Annotated in this window: 20 protein-coding genes; 13 read left to right on the top strand and 7 right to left on the bottom strand. The window is 69.1% G+C overall.

Annotated elements, in window-relative coordinates:
- The first annotated feature begins 32 nt into the window (after positions 1–32).
- Positions 33–1,658, top strand: a complete 1,626-nt coding sequence (locus AC1D01_RS01155; protein ID WP_477864281.1) for a thioredoxin family protein — start codon at positions 33–35, stop codon at positions 1,656–1,658.
- 18 nt (positions 1,659–1,676) lie between these two features.
- On the opposite strand, the gene AC1D01_RS01150 is transcribed toward AC1D01_RS01155, so the two are convergent.
- Positions 1,677–1,997 (bottom strand): hypothetical protein, encoded by a 321-nt coding sequence (locus AC1D01_RS01150; protein ID WP_477864280.1) that lies wholly within the window; start codon positions 1,995–1,997, stop codon positions 1,677–1,679.
- 116 nt (positions 1,998–2,113) lie between these two features.
- The gene (gene gstA, locus AC1D01_RS01145) at positions 2,114–2,719 is read right to left on the bottom strand and encodes a glutathione transferase GstA (protein WP_477864279.1); all 606 of its coding nucleotides are present in this window, start codon (positions 2,717–2,719) and stop codon (positions 2,114–2,116) included.
- Between the two features lie 128 nt (positions 2,720–2,847).
- Between gstA and AC1D01_RS01140 the strand changes: the two genes are divergently transcribed.
- From AC1D01_RS01140 to AC1D01_RS01120, 5 genes are read left to right on the top strand one after another with little or no spacing between them, the layout of a single operon-like run.
- Positions 2,848–3,216 carry a glutaredoxin domain-containing protein gene (locus AC1D01_RS01140; RefSeq protein WP_477864278.1) on the top strand — a complete coding sequence of 123 codons (369 nt, stop codon included), beginning with the start codon at positions 2,848–2,850 and terminating at the stop codon, positions 3,214–3,216.
- Positions 3,213–4,703: an alpha/beta hydrolase gene (locus tag AC1D01_RS01135; protein ID WP_477864277.1), complete on the top strand. Its 1,491-nt coding sequence runs from the start codon at positions 3,213–3,215 to the stop codon at positions 4,701–4,703. Before AC1D01_RS01140 ends, AC1D01_RS01135 begins: the two co-directional genes overlap by 4 nt.
- Positions 4,700–5,455 carry an ABC transporter ATP-binding protein gene (locus AC1D01_RS01130; protein WP_477864276.1) on the top strand — a complete coding sequence of 252 codons (756 nt, stop codon included), beginning with the start codon at positions 4,700–4,702 and terminating at the stop codon, positions 5,453–5,455. The genes AC1D01_RS01135 and AC1D01_RS01130 overlap by 4 nt, the downstream gene beginning before the upstream one ends.
- The gene (locus AC1D01_RS01125; RefSeq protein WP_477864275.1) at positions 5,452–6,624 is read left to right on the top strand and encodes an ABC transporter permease; all 1,173 of its coding nucleotides are present in this window, start codon (positions 5,452–5,454) and stop codon (positions 6,622–6,624) included. The genes AC1D01_RS01130 and AC1D01_RS01125 overlap by 4 nt, the downstream gene beginning before the upstream one ends.
- Positions 6,625–6,633: 9 nt before the next feature.
- Entirely contained in the window at positions 6,634–7,116 is a 483-nt protein-coding gene (locus AC1D01_RS01120) for a GNAT family N-acetyltransferase (protein ID WP_477864274.1), read from the top strand.
- Positions 7,117–7,144: 28 nt separating this feature from the next.
- Here AC1D01_RS01120 and AC1D01_RS01115 read toward each other — a convergent pair whose 3' ends face one another.
- Entirely contained in the window at positions 7,145–7,441 is a 297-nt protein-coding gene (locus tag AC1D01_RS01115) for a DUF4902 domain-containing protein (protein WP_197066843.1), read from the bottom strand.
- Positions 7,442–7,704: 263 nt separating this feature from the next.
- On the opposite strand from AC1D01_RS01115, the gene AC1D01_RS01110 reads away from it, so the two are divergent.
- Together AC1D01_RS01110 and AC1D01_RS01105 are read left to right on the top strand one after the other, a co-directional pair.
- Complete coding sequence (locus tag AC1D01_RS01110) at positions 7,705–8,400, top strand: helix-turn-helix transcriptional regulator (protein ID WP_047503655.1); 696 nt, start codon at positions 7,705–7,707, stop codon at positions 8,398–8,400.
- Positions 8,401–8,528: 128 nt separating this feature from the next.
- Positions 8,529–8,687, top strand: a complete 159-nt coding sequence (locus tag AC1D01_RS01105; protein ID WP_477864273.1) for a hypothetical protein — start codon at positions 8,529–8,531, stop codon at positions 8,685–8,687.
- A 287-nt stretch (positions 8,688–8,974) separates the two neighbouring features.
- On the opposite strand, the gene AC1D01_RS01100 is transcribed toward AC1D01_RS01105, so the two are convergent.
- The 3 genes from AC1D01_RS01100 to AC1D01_RS01090 all read right to left on the bottom strand — a co-directional run bounded on the left by AC1D01_RS01100 (position 8,975) and on the right by AC1D01_RS01090 (position 12,474).
- Positions 8,975–11,002: a diguanylate cyclase gene (locus tag AC1D01_RS01100; protein WP_477864272.1), complete on the bottom strand. Its 2,028-nt coding sequence runs from the start codon at positions 11,000–11,002 to the stop codon at positions 8,975–8,977.
- 138 nt (positions 11,003–11,140) lie between these two features.
- Entirely contained in the window at positions 11,141–12,124 is a 984-nt protein-coding gene (locus AC1D01_RS01095; RefSeq protein WP_477864271.1) for a Bug family tripartite tricarboxylate transporter substrate binding protein, read from the bottom strand.
- A 32-nt stretch (positions 12,125–12,156) separates the two neighbouring features.
- Complete coding sequence (locus AC1D01_RS01090) at positions 12,157–12,474, bottom strand: YkgJ family cysteine cluster protein (protein ID WP_477864270.1); 318 nt, start codon at positions 12,472–12,474, stop codon at positions 12,157–12,159.
- A gap of 129 nt (positions 12,475–12,603) precedes the next feature.
- On the opposite strand from AC1D01_RS01090, the gene mnmG reads away from it, so the two are divergent.
- The 4 genes from mnmG to AC1D01_RS01070 are packed head-to-tail and all read left to right on the top strand — an operon-like array spanning position 12,604 to position 16,646.
- Entirely contained in the window at positions 12,604–14,586 is a 1,983-nt protein-coding gene (mnmG, locus tag AC1D01_RS01085) for a tRNA uridine-5-carboxymethylaminomethyl(34) synthesis enzyme MnmG (protein WP_477864269.1), read from the top strand.
- Complete coding sequence (gene rsmG, locus AC1D01_RS01080) at positions 14,573–15,226, top strand: 16S rRNA (guanine(527)-N(7))-methyltransferase RsmG (protein ID WP_477864268.1); 654 nt, start codon at positions 14,573–14,575, stop codon at positions 15,224–15,226. Before mnmG ends, rsmG begins: the two co-directional genes overlap by 14 nt.
- A gap of 2 nt (positions 15,227–15,228) precedes the next feature.
- Positions 15,229–15,840, top strand: coding sequence for a LysE family transporter (locus AC1D01_RS01075; protein WP_477864290.1), 612 nt, complete (start codon positions 15,229–15,231; stop codon positions 15,838–15,840).
- 26 nt (positions 15,841–15,866) lie between these two features.
- Positions 15,867–16,646 (top strand): ParA family protein, encoded by a 780-nt coding sequence (locus tag AC1D01_RS01070; RefSeq protein WP_477864267.1) that lies wholly within the window; start codon positions 15,867–15,869, stop codon positions 16,644–16,646.
- Positions 16,647–16,662: 16 nt separating this feature from the next.
- Here the strand turns inward: AC1D01_RS01070 and argC are convergent, their stop codons facing one another.
- Positions 16,663–17,604 carry an N-acetyl-gamma-glutamyl-phosphate reductase gene (gene argC / locus AC1D01_RS01065; RefSeq protein ID WP_477864266.1) on the bottom strand — a complete coding sequence of 314 codons (942 nt, stop codon included), beginning with the start codon at positions 17,602–17,604 and terminating at the stop codon, positions 16,663–16,665.
- Positions 17,605–17,657: 53 nt separating this feature from the next.
- Here argC and AC1D01_RS01060 point away from each other — a divergent pair.
- On the top strand, positions 17,658–17,996 hold a 339-nt coding region (locus AC1D01_RS01060), incomplete at its 3' end, for an RBBP9/YdeN family alpha/beta hydrolase (protein WP_477864265.1).

Genomic DNA, 17,996 nt, shown 5'->3' with positions numbered 1-17,996 from the left:
CACACTGTGCGTCTTGCGCCCGGGAGATGCCCATGAGAACCCACCTGCCCCTCGCGATCCTGACCCTGCTGGCCGTCCTGGCCGCCTGCTCGCGGCAGGAAGCGCCACCGCCGCCCGCCACTGCCACTGCCGCGGCCCCCGCCGTCAGCGCCGCGAGCGCGCCGCACGACGCCCCCGAGAAGCCCGGCATTGCCTGGCGCCAGGCCGCGAGCGACGCCGATGTCGACGCCGCCTTCGCCGACGCGAAGACCGCGAACAAGCCGGTCTTCGTCTACTGGGGCGCCAAGTGGTGCCCGCCGTGCAACCAGGTCAAGGCCACGCTGTTCAACCGGCAGGATTTCATCGAGCGCTCGCGCGCCTTCGTGCCGGTCTACATCGACGGCGACAGCCCCGGCGCGCAGAAGCTGGGCACCCGCTTCGCGGTACGCGGCTATCCGACGATGGTGCTGTTCAACCCGGCCGGCGCCGAAGTGACCCGCCTGCCCGGCGAGGTCGATGCCGCCCAGTACACGCAGGTGCTGACGCTGGGCATCAGCGCGCAGCGGCCGGTGAAGGCGGTGCTGGCCGATGCGCGCGCCGGCAGCAAGGGCCTGTCGGCCAACGACTGGAAGCTGCTCGCGTTCTACTCGTGGGAGACCGACGAGCAGCAGGTGCTGCCGAAGGCGCAATCGGTGGCGGTGCTGCGCCAGCTCGCGCAGGGCTGCCCCGCCGACCAGCCGGAGACGGCCCAGCGGCTGCTGCTGAAAGCCTTGATGGCCGGAGATGCCGCCGAGGTGAAGGCGACACCGGCCGACCGCGAGCGCGTGCTCGCGCTGCTGGCCGATCCGGCCGCCGCCCGCGCGCAGATGGACGTGCTGACCGTCAGCGCCGCCGACCTGGTGCGCGTGCTGTCGGCCGCGAAGACGCCGCAGCGCACGCAGCTGCTGACCGCCTTCGACGGGACGCTGAAGGGGCTGCAGGCCGATGCCACGCTGTCGCGCGCCGACCGGCTGACCGCGCTGATCGCACGCGTCGACCTGGCCCGCATCGACGCCCCGAAGGACGCGACGCCGGCGATGCCCGAGGCGCTGCTGGCCGAGGTGCGCGAGCTGGCCGCGCGCTCCGACCGCGAGATCACCGACGGCTACGAGCGCCAGGCCGTGATCACGAGCGCCGCCGACATGCTGGAGATGGCCGGGCTGCTGGACGAATCGGATGCGCTGCTGAAGGCCAACCTCGCGAAGAGCCATTCGCCGTACTACCTGATGCTGGGCCTCGCCGCCAACGCGAAGAAGCGCGGCGACAAGGCCGGTGCGCTGCACTGGTACGAGGAATCGTTCGACAAGAGCGAGGGCCCGGCCACGCGCCTGCAATGGGGGGCGCGCTACCTGGCGGCGCTGGTCGACCTGTCGCCGCAGGACGATGCGCGCATCGAGCGCGCCGCGCAGCAGCTCTTCAAGGAAGCGGAGCAACCGGGCGCCTTCTACGAGCGCAGCGCCCGCTCGCTGCAACGCGCCGGCGACAAGCTGCTGGCCTGGCAGCGCACGCCCGGCCACGGCCCGGCGTTCAAGCGGCTGCAGGCGCAGCTCGACGGCGTGTGCCAGCAGCTGCCGGCCGGCGACAGCCAGCGCACCACCTGCGATGCCCTGCTGAAGCCGGCGCCGAAGAAGACGGTCTGAATCGCGCCCGGCAAGACGCTACTTCTTGCGAGATCCGAGCTGCAGCTCGTAGCGAGCGCCCTTGTCGCGATCGGCGAACTGCAGCGTATCGCCTTGCCACGCATAGTCGGCACTGAACTCGTCGAGCTGCATGCCGCCCTGCTTCAGCACGACATCGAGCTGGCTGCTGTGCAGCTTCAGCTGGTAGACGATGTCGCTGAGCTGGACACGCACGCGCTGGCCGCTGCGCCAGTCGACCTGCGCCGGGCCGCAGCTGGGCGCGGCGTCCGACAGCGCCACGCACAGCTGCGCCTCGTAGCGGCCGGGCGCCGGGGCGGCCTGCGCGCTGATTGCGAACACGGCACACAACCCAGCGGCGGCCGCGGAACCGGCTTTGCCGGGCCGCTGGCGGCGCCCCCTTGAGGGGGAGAGGGCGCCAGCCCGAGGGGGCCCGCCGAAGGTGCTTCGGGGGTGGGTCACACCAAGCCTTCCGCCTTCAGGGCGTCCTGGACGGCGGGTCTCGCGCCAACCCGGGCCACGTACGCCGTCACATTCGCCAGCCCGCCGATCTCGACACCCACGCGCGGCGCCCAGCGGCTCACGGTGTAGAGGTAGGCGTCGGCGATGCTGAAGTGCTCGCCCATCAGGTAGGCCTTGCCGCTCAGCTGCCCGTCGATCCACGCGAAGCGGCCTTGCACCTTGCTGCGCATCACCGCCTTCGCCTCTTCCGGCATCGCCGGGTTGAACAGCACGCCGAAGCCCTTGTGCAGCTCGCTGGTGATGAAGTTCAGCCACTCCTGCACGCGGTAGCGCAGCATCGTGCCGTTGGCCGGCACCAGGTTCTTCGTCGGCACCTGGTCGGCGAGGTACTGCAGGATCGCCGGGCCCTCGGTCAGCCGCTCGCCGGTGTCGAGCTCGAGCAGCGGCACATAGCCCTTCGGGCTGATCGTGTAGTAGTCGGTGCCGTCGGCGAGCTGGTGCGTCTTGGTGCTGGCCMGCACCGGCTCGAACGCGAGGCCGGCCTCGCGCAGCACGATGTGGGGCGACAGAGAGCAGGCGCCGGGGCTGTAGTAGAGCTTCATGGTGAGCCTTCGTCGGGAGTGGCGGACCCGGTATTACACAGCGGGCGGGCCACCGGCGCCATCGGGGCCGAGGAGGTGCCCGTGTCGGCTAATCTCCCGCCTTTGCACCGAAGTGCACTGGAGCCTGCATGCCGCGCCAAGTCCTTGAAGAATTCCGATTGCACCCGGCGATCCGCGAGAAGGTCGCGACGCTGAACGCGGACATCGTCCACAACGTGCAGGCGGCCGCCGCCTCGAACCCGGTGCTGGTGGTCGGCATGGCGCAGAACCCGCACTGCCGCGGCGTGCGCCGGGCGCTCGAAGCCGCCGGCGTCGCACACCACTACCTGGAGTACGGCAGCTATTTCAGCCTGTGGCGGCGCCGCGCGGCGCTGAAGATGTGGACCGGCTGGCCGACCTTCCCGATGGTGTTCGTCAAGGGCACGCTGGTCGGCGGCCAGACCGACGTGCAGCGGCTGATCGACAGCGGCGAGCTGAAGCGGCTGCTGGGCGAATGACGCGCACGCTGCTTGTTGCGGTGCTGACCGCGGCGCTGGCTGCCCTGCTCGGCGTGGCGGCTGTGCCGGCCCGCGCCGCCGACGAGGCGACGACACCGTGCCGCGTGGCCGGCCTGCGCAACGAGGTGCGCTGCGGCCAGGTGCGGCGGCCGCTCGACCCGGCGCGCCCGGCCGGGCCGCAGATCGACGTGCACTACGTCGTCGTGCCGGCGATGGCCCGCCGCAAGCTGCCCGACCCGGTGTTCCTGCTGGCCGGCGGGCCGGGCCAGAGCGCGATCACGCTGGCTGGCAGCGTGATGCCGCTGTTCCAGCGCCTGAACAACCGGCGCGACATCGTGTTCGTCGACCAGCGCGGCACCGGACGCTCGGCACCGCTCGACTGCGAGGACGAGTCGAAGCGCGAGGCCGCACTCGCCGACGAGGCCGACCCGGCGCGGCAGTTCGCCCGCATGGCCGCGTGCCGCGACCGGCTCGCCACGCGCGCGCCCCTCACCGCGCCGGCCGACCTCGGCTTCTTCACGACCACGCTCGCGATGCAGGACCTCGATGCCGTGCGCGCGCAGCTGGGCGCTCCACGCATCAACCTGCTCGGCGCGTCGTACGGCACGCGCGCCGCGCTGGAGTACCAGCGGCAGTTTCCGGACCGGCTGCGGCGCAGCGTGCTCGACGGCGTCGCGCCGGCCGACATGGTGCTGCCGGTCAGCTTCTCGACCGACGGCCAGCAGGCCTTCGACGCACTGCTCGCCGCCTGCGAGGCCGAGGCCGGGTGCACACGCGCGCACCCGACGCTGCGCGCCGACTGGAAGGCGCTGCTCGCCGGCCTGCCGCGCGAGGTCAGCGCGGCCCACCCGCTCACCGGCCGCATCGAGCGTTTCACGCTGACGCGCGAGATGGTGCTGGGCGCGGTGCGCGGCACGCTGTATGCGCCGTGGATCGCCGCCGCGCTGCCGACGGCGCTGCACGAGGCGGCGCAGGGCCGCGTCGACGGCCTGGTCGGGCTCGGCGGGCTGCTGGGGGCGCGCAAGGGCATGGGCCTCGCGATGGGCATGCATTTCAGCGTCGTCTGCGCAGAGGATGTGCCGCGGATGGCGCAGGCCACCGACCCGCCCGGCGCCGACTTCGGCCGTACGCTGGGCACGCTGTACGAGCGCGTCTGCGCCACCTGGCCGCGCGGTGCGGTGCCCGAGGCGTTCTACCGCCTGTCGGCCAGCGCGACCCCGGTGCTGCTGCTCAGCGGCGGGCTCGACCCGATCACCCCGCCGCGCCATGCGGACCGCGTCGCGCGCGCGCTGGGCGCGCAGGCGCGCTCGGTGGTGGTGCCGAATGCCGGCCACGGCGTGATGGGCGTGGGCTGCGCGCGCGACCTGATCCAGCGCTTCATCGACGCGGCCGACGATGAAGTGGCGCTCGCGCTCGACACGACCTGCCTGGTCGCGGTGCCGCGCCCGCCGGCCTTCGTCCCCTTGCAGACCGGAGCGACGCCATGATCCACATCGACCACGTCGCGAAGCGCTTCACCGCCGCGCGCGGGCGCAGCGTGCAGGCCGTCGCCGACGTGCACCTGCACGCCCCCGACGGCTGCATCACCGGCCTGCTCGGGCCGAACGGCGCCGGCAAGACGACGACGCTGCGCATGCTGGCCGGGCTGATCACGCCGGACGCCGGCCGGCTCGCCGTCGACGGCCTGGACGTCGCGACGCAGCCGCAGGCGGCGCTGGCGCGCATGGGCGTGCTGGCCGATGCGCGCGGGCTGTCGCCACGCCTCAGCGCGCGCGAGAACATCGTCTACTACGGCCGGCTGCAGGGGCTCTCGCGYGACGCGGCCCAGGCGCGCGCCGAGGCGCTGGCCGAATCGCTGGACCTGAAGGCGCTGCTGGAACGCCGCACCGACGGCTTCAGCCAGGGAGAACGCATGAAGACCGCATTGGCCCGTGCGCTGGTGCACGACCCGGCGAACATCGTGCTCGACGAGCCGACCAACGGGCTGGACGTGCTCGCGACGCGCGCACTGCGCGAGGTGCTGCGCCACCTGCGCAGCCCGGCCGGCGGCGGCAAGTGCATCGTGTTCTCGACGCACATCATGCAAGAGGTGGAACGGCTGTGCGACAGCGTCTCGGTGGTGTCGCACGGGCGCACCGTCGCCAGCGGCACGGTGGGCGAGCTGCTCGCGCAGACCGGCGAGCAGGATTTCGAGGAGGCGTTCGTGAAGCTCGCTTTCGCTGACGAGCTCGCGGCATGAGCGGCCTGTCGTTGTTGCTGATCGTGCTGCGCAAGGAACTGGCCGATGCGCTGCGCGACCGCCGCACGCTGATCGTGGTGCTGATCTCGAGCGTGCTGCTCGGGCCGCTGGTGCTGGTCGCGCTGTCGGGCCTGATCGCGACGCTGGAGGCGCAGGCCGAGAAGCGCGAGGTGGTCGTGTCGGGCATCGAGCATGCACCGGCACTGCGCAACTTCATCGAGCGGCAGAGCTACGTCGTGACGCCGGCACCGGCCGACTACGAAGCGAAGCTGCGCGCGCAGAAGCTCGGCGATCCGGTGCTCGTGGTGCCGCCCGGCTTCGAGGCCGCGCTGCTGCGTGGCGAGCAGCCGGCGCTGCAGATCGTCTCCGACACCGGCAACAAGGCSGCCGAGGCCGGTGCCGGGCGCGTGCAGCGGCTGCTCGCGGCCTATGCCCGCGAGCGCGGCGCGCTGAGCCTGGCGCTGCGCGGCGTCTCACCCCAGCTGCTGGAGCCGATGCAGGTCGAGGAGCGCGATCTCGCGAGCGCCCAGGGCCGTGCTGCCCAGCTCACCGGCATGCTGCCATTCTTCGTGATCATGGCCGTGGTCTACGGCGCGCTGAACGCCGCGCTGGACACCACGGCCGGCGAACGCGAGCGGGGATCGCTGGAGCCCTTGCTGGCCAACCCGGCGCCGCGCTGGGCGCTGGTCGGCGGCAAGTGGGGGGCGGTGTTCGCGCTCGCGATGCTGATCGCGGTGCTGTGCTGCCTGAGTTTCCTGCCGGCGCAGTGGCTGCTGCGCAGCGACACGCTGCAGGCGATGTTCCAGTTCGGCTGGGTCGAGGCGATGCTGTTCATCGCGTTGCTGCTGCCGCTGGCGGCGGCGTTGTCGGCGCTGCTGATGGCGGTGGCGATCCGCTGCAAGACCTTCAAGGAGGCCCAGGCGAACAGCACGGTGGTGGTGCTCGCGGCCTCGCTGCTGCCGCTGATGACGCTCTTCAACCAGGGTGGCGAAGCCTGGTGGCACGCCTGGGTGCCCGGCCTCGCGCAGTTCACGCTGATGACGCGCGTGCTGAAGGGCGAGGCGCTGGCGATGCAGCCGGTGGCGGTCTCGCTGGCCGTCTGCACGGTGCTGACGGTGGTGAGCGTCGTCTTCGTGGCGCGCCACCTGCGCGCCGCGGCGGTTCGATAGCATGCGGGGATGAGCACTCCACCCCTGTCCCTCGACGCGCTGCAGTGGCGCTTCTGCCGCTTCGACGAACTCACGCTGCGCGAGCTGCACGACATCTACATGACGCGCCAGCAGGTCTTCTCGGTCGAACAGAACTGCGCCTACCTCGATGTCGACGGCCATGACGAGGCGGCCTGGCACCTCGCCGCGTGGCTGCCCTCGCAGCGCCAGCCGTTCGCGTATGCCCGCTTGCTGCCGCCCGGCGCGAAGTACCTGGAGCCGTCGATCGGCCGCGTGATCACCAGCGAGGCGGCGCGCGGCCTGGGTCTGGGCCGCGAACTGGTGCGGCGCGCGATCGCGCACGCGCGCGAAGTGCTGCCGGAGCACGGGATCCGCATCTCGGCGCAGTCGCGGCTGGAGGCCTTCTATGCGGGCTTCGGGTTCGTGGTGGTCGGCGAGCGCTACCTGGAAGACGGCATCCTGCACACCGAGATGGTGCTCGCCGCCGGCTGAATCGGGGGTGCGGCCCTCAGGCCGCAGGTCAGGCCGCGCGGTCCAGCGCCCGCTGCACCTCGTTCTGCCACGGCAGCGTGTGCACGATCTCGTTGAGCCGCATCGCCACTTCCATGCCGCTCAGCTTCTCGCCGCCGGCGCCGAGCAGCTGCAGGTTGGTGATCAGGCCGAGCGGATCGGCCATCGCGACGATGCCCTGCTCGAGCTGCACCCAGTCCCACGCCACGCCGGCCGCGCCTTCGGAGAGCGGCCCGCCCCACAGCGTCTGGCCGGTGCTCGGTCCGTCATCGTCACCAGGATTCAACACGCGTGTGCCCAAATGCACGAAGTGAAGATCAGGGGTGCTGTCTGCCTGCCACTTGACGGGCGGCCAGGCGTAGATGGTCCATGCAGGCGTCATAGCGGTTGATCGTGTTGATCCCTGAGTTTTGTGATTGGCCAATAATGTGGTCAAGTCACGGTCGCGCCTAGCTGTAAACCTTGCCAGCTGTAATCTCTGTCAGCTGTAAGACCTGTCAGGGTCGCTTGAGGTAGTGAGGCCGGAGCAAACGGTTGCGAGGTGAGAGGACCATGCTGCAAGGTGGGTACATGTCGGTGCTGCAAGCTGGAACCCGCGAGGAGTTCCAGGGCGAGATCGTTCGCTTTGCACAGCAACTCGGGTTCGAGAAAGTCAGCGCCATCACGGTCATCGACCATTTCCTGGGCGACCCGGAATTCATCGCTGTCGACAATGCGCCCTCGGCGTACCGGGATTCGTTCGAGGAGGTGGGCAATGGCCGCACCGACCCGGTGATGCAGCATTGCAAGCGACAAAGCGTTCCCATCATCTGGGACCAGAAGACGTACACCTCGGTGGGCCAGGGCGAGAAGTGGGAGCAGCAAGCCCGTTTCGGCTATTCGCACGGCATCGGGCTGACGTTGCATCTGCCTGACGGCAAGCACTTCATGTTCGGTGTCGAGCGGGACCAGCCGCTGCCGACGGATCGTCAGGAGCTGACGCGCATCGTCGCCGACCTGCAACTCTTCACCGTGCACGCCTACGAGACCGCATCGCGCATTCTCATCCCCACGGCCCAGGAGCCAGGGACGTCGCCACTCACGCCACGCGAGGTCGAAACCTTGCGTTGGACGATGGATGGCAAGACCGCGTGGGAGGTCGGCAACATCCTCGGTATCAGTGAGCGAACTGCTGTACTGCATGTGAACAATGCAATGCACAAGCTCGGCTGCGTCAACAAGCATCAGGCCGTCTTGAAGGCCTTGCGCATGGGTCTGATTCGTTGAGTTTTGCACTGCCTGAACTTGGCGTGCAGCGATACCTGTAAGAGCTGACAGTTACCGCAAACGAGGGGGGCTGCTGCAATAGAGCCAGTGCACGAGTTGGCGTGCACGCAGCAAGCCAGGAGCTCCTCATGCAACAAGCAATCGCACTGATCCCCTCGACGCAATCGAACGACAAGGCTCGTTTCGAAACCGATTCGAAGATCGTTCGCAATGAGCCCGTCGTTCTCGACAGCAAGTTGCTGCGTTTGATCAGCGGCGGCACCGACCAGCCGAACAAGACTTGGTGAGATTCCTGGACGCGAGTCCAGTCGTTAGTGTGTGACCGTAGTAAAAGTTGATCGAGCAGTGGTCGGGCGCTCCAGATTCCCGGGATCACTGCAACGAACTCAGCGGAGGAAGTAGTAAATCGAAGAGGAACCCGTGAGCGGCTGTCACCGCAGCGAGGTTCCCTCGAAGAGACAGGGGTGTCCCTGATCTCGTCAATGTCAGTCGTGCCAAGCCAGGTCTGTTGCGCTTTGAATTGTCGAAGTGACAACAGGCTTGGCCCGGCCGCCTCGGTTCCGAGGCCGGCCCTTCAAACCCCCACCAGATTCCGAGACGCCGCCATCGCAGTGGTATAGACCACCACCTGGTTCCGTCCATCGCGCTTCGCGGCGTAGCACGCCATGTCGGCGGCCTTGAGCACCGCCGCCGCATTCGCGAAGCTGGCGTCGACCTGCACGAGCCCGATGCTCGCGCCGACGCCGAGGCTGTGGCCCTCCCACTCCAGCCGATGGCCGTTGATCGCGGCCCGCAGGCTGTCCGCAATGGCCAGCGCGCGCTTGACCGGACAGTGCGGCAGCAGCACCGCGAACTCATCGCCGCCGAGCCGCGCCACCGTGTCCGATGGGCGCACCCGCTCCTGCAGTTGCGAGGCGACGTCACGCAGCAGTGCGTCTCCCGCCGCATGCCCCGCCGTGTCGTTGACGGCCTTGAAGCGATCCAGGTCGATGAACAGCGCGCAGAACGGCTGCTCGCCGGCCCGCTGGGTCGCCTCGTCGAGGACCTTGTCGAATTGCACCCTGTTGGCCAGGCGCGTCATCGCGTCATGGGTGGCCGACCACGACAGGCGCGCGTTGCGTTCATGCGCCTCGGTCACGTCCTCGACGATCCAGATGATGCCGGCGCGGCGGTCGCTGCCGGGCAACAGGCTGCCGCGGATGTGCCCGCGGAACGTGCTGCCGTCGCGCCGTGCCAGCGGGCATTCCGCCTCGTAGGCACCGTCGGCGTCGAGCGCATCGAGTGACTGCTGGCTCAGCTGCTGGTGCTGCAACTCGTTCGTGAAGATCAACCGCGTGTCATGCCCGAGCAACTCGGCCTTGTCGCGTCCGAACAGCTCGCAGAAATGCCGGCTCACCAGTTCGAAGCGCCCTTCGCGCGTGAGCGCGATGCCGGCATGCGCCGCATCGAGAACCGCCTGCAACTGCCCCAGCAGCCGGTGCGTCTCGCGACCCCGCAGCATCCGCTGTTCGACGACGTGCTGGAACGCGCGCGACAGCGCACCGATCTCCCCCGCTCCGCGCGGCCAGTCGCCGCGGAGGGCGGCCTCGTCATCGAGCAGGCTCATCGCCCTCGCATGCAGTTGCGAGATGGGCCGCGTGATGAACCAGGCCAGCAAGCCCGCGAGCAACGCCGCCGCCATCCCCACGATCGCACCGACGCGCCACGCCGTGTCGCGTGCCGCGGCCAGCGACTGCATCGCGTCCGCCTCCGGCGTGACGTGGATCAGCATCCATTCCGCAGCGGGCACGCCGGCCAGCGCGACCAGGTAGCCATGGCCCAACGAGGCCGCACCCTCCACGTGGATCGTGCCGCCGTCGAGGGTCCAGCGTTCGAACTCCGCGCTCAGCCCGACCTCGTCGCGCGCATGGCCCATGATCCGCTTCGGATCGGCATGCGCGAGGATCTGCCCGCTGCGATCGATGACGAGATCGCGCGAGTTGTCGCGGCCGGACGAGTCGCGCAGGAACGACAGCAGCCCGGTCTTGTCCAGGCGCAACGCGCCACCGACGACGGCCGTGACCTGGCCGTCGACCTGCCGCACCGGCACCGCGAAGATCAGGACGGCCGCATGGCTGATCGCGCTGACCAGCGGCCGGGAGACCACCGGCAGCTTCTCGCGCATCACGCGCTGGAAGTACTCGCGGTCGGCCAGGTTCGGAAACTGGGTGCCCGGCACGCCCTTCTCGAGGCGCACCAGCAGATCCCCGTTCGGGGCCAGGATGAAGACGGAATCGAACAGCAGGCCAGCCGACGGCTTGTCGACCAGGAACTGCGTCAGCCCCGGCCGGTCGTGCAGCATCTCCGGCCGCACCTGGCTCGCCACGCCCTGCAATGCCGTCTGCAGCAGCTCGAGCTTGCTCGACAGCAGGTTGGCCGTGCGCTCGACATCGTTGGCGCTCTGCAGCAGCAGCTGCTGCCGCGAGCGGCTTTGCGTGGTCGACAGGACGAAGTGCGTCGTGACCGCCGTGGCGGCGACCGCGGTGAGCACGCCGGCGGCAACGATCTTGAATTTGACCGATGAGGCAACCCGACGCAGCAGCTGAAGTACGTTCACGACCATGGACAGCGGATCCAACCCACGGTCTCGGCAGCAACCCAGCGCCGCCCGGCGGACCGTGCTACGCATGCTCCCACGGGCCCGCGGCCGGCAAACCGCCGGGAAACGGGCCGATCGCGCTCCAGTTCCGCCCTTGCCAGATCAGTCCGGCTTGATGCGCGCCCGCGTGATCACCGGTTTCCAGCGCGCCTGCTCCTGCGCGATGAACTGCGCGAACTGCGCCGGCGTGTTGCCGATCGCCTCGGCCGCATCGCCCTCCAGGCGCTCCTTGGCGGCCTGCGAGCGTATCGCCTTCGCCGCCTCCACCGCGAGGCGGTCCGCATACGTTTGCGCAAGGCTGGACGGGGCCATCAACCCGTACCACTGCGTCATCTCGAAGTCCGGGAAGCCCTGCTCGGCCACGGTCGGCACGTCGGGCAGTTGCGCGAGGCGCTGCTTCGAGCCCGTCGCCAGGCAGCGCAGCTTGCCGGCCTTGATGAACTGCAGGATGGCCGGCGCACCGACCGAGGCCGCATCGAGTCGGCCGGCCAGCAGGTCCGTCAGCTGGGGTCCGGTGCCGCGATAGGGAACGTGGACGATGAACAGGTTGGCGACGGCCTTCAGGTACTCCATCGCCAGGTGCCCCGCGCTGCCGTTGCCGGCCGAGCCGAAGTTCATTTGTCCCGGCTTGCTGCGCACCAGCGCAACGAACTCCTTCAGGGTCTTCGCCGGGACATCCGGATGGACGACGTAGAGGCTGGGCACTTTGGCGAGCAGGGTGATCGGACGGAAATCCTTGACCGGGTCGTACGGCAGCTTGTCGTACATGAACGGGTTCACGGCCAGCGTGCCGATGTGCCCCAGGATCAACGTGTGCTGGTCGTCGGCGTGGGCCACGTCGGCCATCGCGATGTTGCCGCTGCCGCCCGGCTTGTTCTCGACGTAGACGGTCTGGCCGAGCCCCTTGCTGAGTTCGACGGCCGTCGACCGGGCGACGATCTCCGAGCTGCCGCCCGGCGCGAACGGCACGACGAAGCGGATCGACCTGGTCGGCCAGGCCGCGCCCTGCCCCCAGCCGATGGACGGAATGCTGCAGGTTGCGGCGGCAGCCAGCCACTCGCGGCGGGAGATGGAAGGGAATCGCATGTCGGCGCTCCGTGCAGTGGGGATGGACGAGTCTAGAGAGCCGTGCCCGCCGGGGCATTGGGGGTAGCCGCAGCGTCGACGCCACCGGGACGGGTCTGTCGCTCGAGTTGGCTCAGCCAGTGGATGGCCTGCGAAGCATCCGCCCCGCACATGTCGGTGCTGGGCTGCAACGAGCCGCAGACCGCAGGCCGATCGGGGTGCCCGAAGATCTTGCAGCGCAGATCCGCATCGAGCTGCACGCAGGGCACGCCCGCCGGCTTGCCACTCGGCATGCCGGGAATCGGCGTGCTGATCGACGGCGCGATGCAGCACGCCCCACACCTCGGCCGGCACTTCAAACCCCTGCTCATCGGTTGTTCCACGTGAAACCAAGGTGACGGAAAGCCGCCCCCCGCCTAAAATCCGACCTTCGCCGGCGTCCCTCACGCCCTGCGTCTGCAGCACCCGACACCGCTGCCGTGACCCCAACCGGAGCCCCCATGTTGTTCCCCCATGATTTCGACGTGATTGTCGTCGGCGGCGGCCATGCCGGCACCGAGGCCGCACTCGCCGCCGCGCGCATGGGTTGCAGCACCTTGCTGCTGACGCACAACATCGAGACGCTCGGGCAGATGAGCTGCAACCCGTCGATCGGCGGCATCGGCAAGGGGCACCTGGTCAAGGAAGTCGATGCGCTCGGCGGCGCGATGGCGGTCGCGACCGACGAAGCCGGCATCCAGTTCCGCATCCTCAATGGCTCGAAGGGCCCCGCGGTTCGCGCGACCCGCGCGCAGGCGGATCGCATTCTCTACAAGGCGGCCATCCGCCGCCGGCTGGAGAACCAGCCGAACCTGACGCTGTTCCAGCAGGCCGTCGACGACCTGATCGTCGAGGGCGATCGCGTGGTCGGCGCCGTCACCCAGGTCGGCATCCGGTTCCGCGCCCGCACCGTCGTGCTGACCGCGGGCACGTTCCTGGACGGGCGCATCCATGTCGGCTTGCAGAACCATGCCGGCGGCCGCGCCGGAGATCCGCCGGCCATCTCGCTGTCGGCCCGGCTGAAAGAGCTGAAGTTGCCGCAGGGGCGCCTGAAGACCGGCACGCCGCCGCGGCTGGACGGCCGCACGATCGATTTCTCGAAGCTGACCGAGCAACCCGGCGACCTGGATCCGGTGCCGGTGTTCAGCTTCATGGGCCATGCCTCGCAGCACCCGCAACAGCTGCCCTGCTGGATCACGCACACCAACGAACAAACGCACGAGATCATCCGCAGCGGTTTTGACCGCAGCCCGATGTTCACCGGCGTGATTGAAGGTGTGGGGCCCCGCTACTGCCCGAGCATCGAAGACAAGGTCAATCGCTTCGCCGACAAGGACTCGCACCAGATCTTCCTGGAGCCCGAAGGCCTGACGACCCACGAGTTCTACCCGAACGGCATCAGCACCAGCCTGCCCTTCGACATCCAGCTCGCCGCGGTGCGTTCGATGCAAGGGCTGGAAAACGCCCACATCCTGCGACCGGGCTATGCGATCGAGTACGACTACTTCGATCCGCGCGGCCTGAAGGCCAGCTTCGAGACGAAGGCCATCGGCGGCCTGTTCTTCGCGGGCCAGATCAACGGGACGACCGGCTACGAGGAAGCGGCAGCCCAGGGCCTGTTCGCCGGCATCAACGCCGCCCGCCAGGTGCGGGGGCTGGACGCCTGGACACCTCGCCGCGACCAGGCCTACCTCGGCGTGCTGGTCGACGACCTGATCACGAAGGGCGTCACCGAGCCCTACCGCATGTTCACCAGCCGCGCCGAGTTCCGGCTGCAGCTGCGCGAGGACAACGCCGACCTCCGGCTCACCGAAGCCGGCCGCGACATGGGCCTGGTGGACGACGCGCGCTGGGAGGCATTCAACCGCAAGCGCGATGCTGTTTCACGTGAAACCGAACGCCTGCGCTCGACCTGGGTGCACCCCAACCTGCTGCCGGCTGCGGATGCCGAGCGACTGTTGGGCAAAGCCATCGAGCATGAATACAGCCTGGCCGATCTGCTGCGCCGCCCCGGGGTGGATTTCGATGCGGTCGCCGCCATCGCCGCCATCGCAAAGCCGGAGGCTGGCGTTTCGCGCCCAGCGCTTCACGCCGAATTGGGCCAGACGCTCGCCGACACCGTGATCGAGCAGGCCGAGATCAGCATCAAGTACGCCGGCTACATCACCAAGCAGAACGATGAAGTCGAGCGGACTGTTCACTTCGAGAGCCTGCGCCTGCCCGCCGAGTTGGACTACGCCCAGGTCACCGCGCTCAGTTTCGAGGCCCGCCAAAAGCTGGCGAAGCATCGGCCGGAGACCCTGGGGCAGGCCTCTCGCATTTCCGGCATCACCCCGGCCGCGATCTCGCTGCTGCTGATCCACCTCAAGAAGGGTCGCTTCAAGGGGTTCATGGCCGCCGATCGCGCCGGCAACGACAGCACGCCGACCGATGCAGCCGCCTGAGGCCCACACCCTCGCCAGCGGACTGGACCGGCTCGGGCTGGCGCTCGATGCCGACCAGCAGGCCCGGCTGCTGGCTTACCAGGCACTGATCGCGAAGTGGAACCGGGTCTACAACCTGACCGCCGTCCGTGACCCGTCCGAGATGCTGACCCACCACCTGCTCGACAGCCTGTCGGTCGTCGGGCCGTTGCGCCGGCATGCCGCGGGGCGGCCGTTGCGGATGCTCGATGTCGGAAGCGGCGCCGGCCTGCCGGGTGTCGTGCTCGCCATCGCCGAGCCGTCGTGGCACATCACCTGCGTCGACACCGTCGGCAAGAAGGCCAGCTTCATCCAGCAGGCCGCTGCCGAGCTGGKCTTGCGGCAACTGCGTTCCGAGCACGCGCGGGTCGAGGAGATGCCACCCGCCCGCGCCGACGTGATCACCTCCCGCGCCTTCGCCTCGCTGAGCGACTTCACCCGGTTGACCGAAAAGCACCTGGCCCCGGGTGGCCTCTGGATGGCGATGAAGGGCAAGTCACCGACCACCGAGATCGCCGAGTTGCCGGTCACGCTCGATGTGTTTCACGTGGAACCATTGACCGTTCCGGACCTGGATGCCGAGCGCTGCCTGGTCTGGATCCGCCCGAAGGCTGCCGGATGAGTGTGCTCGGCATCTCCGACTACGGCTCGTTCTGCCTGGCCATCGTGCTGTTCCTCGCCCTGCCCGGCCCGGGCACGCTGGCCCTGCTGACCTCGACCGCCAAGGGCGGCTTCCGCGCCGGTGCCGCCGCCACCTTCGGCGTGATCGCCGGCGACCAGGTGCTGCTGTGGCTGGCCGTGGGCGGCGTCGCGGCCTTGCTCGCCTCGCACCCCACGGCGTTTCGGTGGGTGCAGTACGGCGGTGCCGCCTACCTGGCCTGGATCGGCCTGCGGCTGCTGCTGGCCCGGCCCGGCGACGCCTCGCCCATCCGCATCGAGCCGCGCGACTATGCGCGCCAGGCCTTCCTGATCACCTTGCTGAACCCGAAGGCCATCGTGTTCTACATGGCCTTCTTCCCGCTCTTCATCGACCCCGCCACGCAGCGCGGCGCGGTCACCTTTGCCGCGATGGCCGCGACGATCGCACTGATCACCCTCGCCTACTGCCTGGCGCTGTGCGCCTTTGCGCAGTCGGTGTCGAACAAAGTTCGCCAGCACCGCCGATGGACGGCGTGGTTGCAGAAGGCGGCTGGTATCTTCCTGATCGGCTTCGGCATCCGCCTCGGCAGCAACTGATCCCTCTTCCAGCAGCGCCCTCCTCCATGACCCGCATCTTCTGCATCGCGAACCAAAAAGGCGGCGTCGGCAAGACGACGACCACCGTCAACCTGGCCGCTGGCCTGGCGCTGATCGGCCAGCGCGTGCTCGTCGTCGACCTGGATCCGCAGGGCAACGCGACGATGGGCTCGGGCATCGACAAGCGCGCGCTGTCGCTGAGCGTCTACGACGTGCTGCTGGAGTCGGCCACGATCRCCGAGGCCCGGCAGCGCAGCGAGAAAGTCGGCTACGACGTGCTGGGCGCGAACCGCGAGCTGGCGGGCGCCGAGGTCGAGCTGGTCAAGCTGGAGCGGCGTGACAAGCGGCTGAAGGCGGCGCTCGAGGCGGTGTCCACTGACTACGACTTCGTGCTGATCGACTGCCCGCCGTCGCTGAGCCTGCTGACCTTGAACGGCCTGTGCAGCGCCCATGGCGTCGTGGTGCCGATGCAGTGCGAGTACTTCGCGCTCGAGGGCCTGTCGGACCTGGTCAACACCATCAAGCAGGTGCACGCCAACCTGAACCCCGAGCTGCAGCTGATCGGCCTGCTGCGCGTGATGTTCGATCCGCGCATCACGCTGCAGCAGCAGGTCAGCGATCAGTTGAAGACCCACTTCGGCGACAAGGTGTTCAACAGCGTGATCCCGCGCAACGTGCGCCTGGCCGAAGCGCCCAGCTACGGCCTGCCCGGCGTGGTGTTCGACCCGGCCTCGCGGGGCGCGCAGGCCTTCGTCGAATTCGCGGCCGAGATGGTCGCGCGGGCCCAGGAGACCGTGGCCGCCTGAGCCCCAGCCCGCCGCCTTACAGCCCCATGCCTTCGTCCAGCCCGAGGTGCACGTTCATCGTCTGCACCGCCGCGCCGCTGGCGCCCTTGCCGAGGTTGTCCAGCCGCGACATCAGCAGCACCTGGCTCTCGTTCGCGAACACGAACAGGTCGACGCGGTTGCTGTCATTGCAGGCCTGCACATCGAAGAAGCCCTCTTCGAGCGTCGCCGCATCGCGCAACGGCATCACGCGGATGAAGCGCTCGCCCTCGTAGCGCTGCGTCAGCGCTGCATGCAGCGACTCCGGGCTGGCACCCGCCGACAGGCTCGCCAAATGCAAGGGCACACTCACCGCCAAGCCCTTGTAGAACTTGCCTACGATTGGCATGAAGACCGGCTTCGTCGTGAGCCCGGTGTGGGCCATCATCTCGGGAATGTGCTTGTGCGCGAGCGTCAGGCCATAGGGCCGCGGCGCATCGAGCCGTGCGTCGCCGCCCGCCTCGTACTGCTCGATCATCTTCTTGCCGCCGCCGGAGTAGCCGGTGATCGACGTGGCGCTGACGCCGAGCGACGCCGACACGAGGCCGGCATCCACCAGCGGACGCATCAGCAGGATGAAGGCGCTGGCATGGCAACCGGGGTTCGCGAGGCGCTTGCTGCCGCGGATCTTCGCGCGCTGGTCGGCCGCCAGTTCGGGCAGGCCGAACACCCAGCCCGGCACCGTGCGGTGGGCCGTGCTGGCGTCGATCAGGCAGGTGTTCGGGTTCGTCACCAGCGCCGCGGCTTCGCGCGACGCCGCATCGGGCAGGCACAGGAAGGCCACGTCGGCGGCATTCAGCAGGCGGGCGCGTTCGGCGGCATCCTTGCGCCGGTCGGCATCGATGCGCAACACTTCGACGTCGCTGCGCGCCGCCAGGTACTCGTTGATGCGCAGACCGGTCGTGCCTTCCTGGCCGTCGACAAACACGCGATGCTTCATTGAATCGTCCACCCACCTGAAAAGAACTCGGACCGCGAGGATAAGCCACCTGCATGACAAACGCTGATCCGCAAGCCCTGCACGACGTGCGGGTGCTCCTGCTCCCCGGCTGGGAGAACTCCGACCCCGGTCACTGGCAAAGCCTCTGGGAACGTGAACACGGCGACCTCCGCGTCGAGCAGGCCGACTGGCTGTGGCCGAAACGCGGCGACTGGATGGCCCGGCTCGAGGACGTGCTGCTGCAGGACGAGCGGCCGGTGCTGCTCGCGGCGCACAGCCTCGGCTGCCAGCTGGTCGCCGCGTGGGCCGCGCACTCGCGGCACACGGCCCGCGTGCGCGGCGCGCTGCTGGTGGCGCCGCCCGACATCGAACGCCCCGACATGCCGCCGCAG

It is taken from the genome of Rhizobacter sp. P3_B12 (assembly GCF_056402895.1).
The sequence above is the reverse complement of the archived record's forward strand: the minus strand, read 5'-3'. Positions and strand labels throughout refer to the sequence as shown.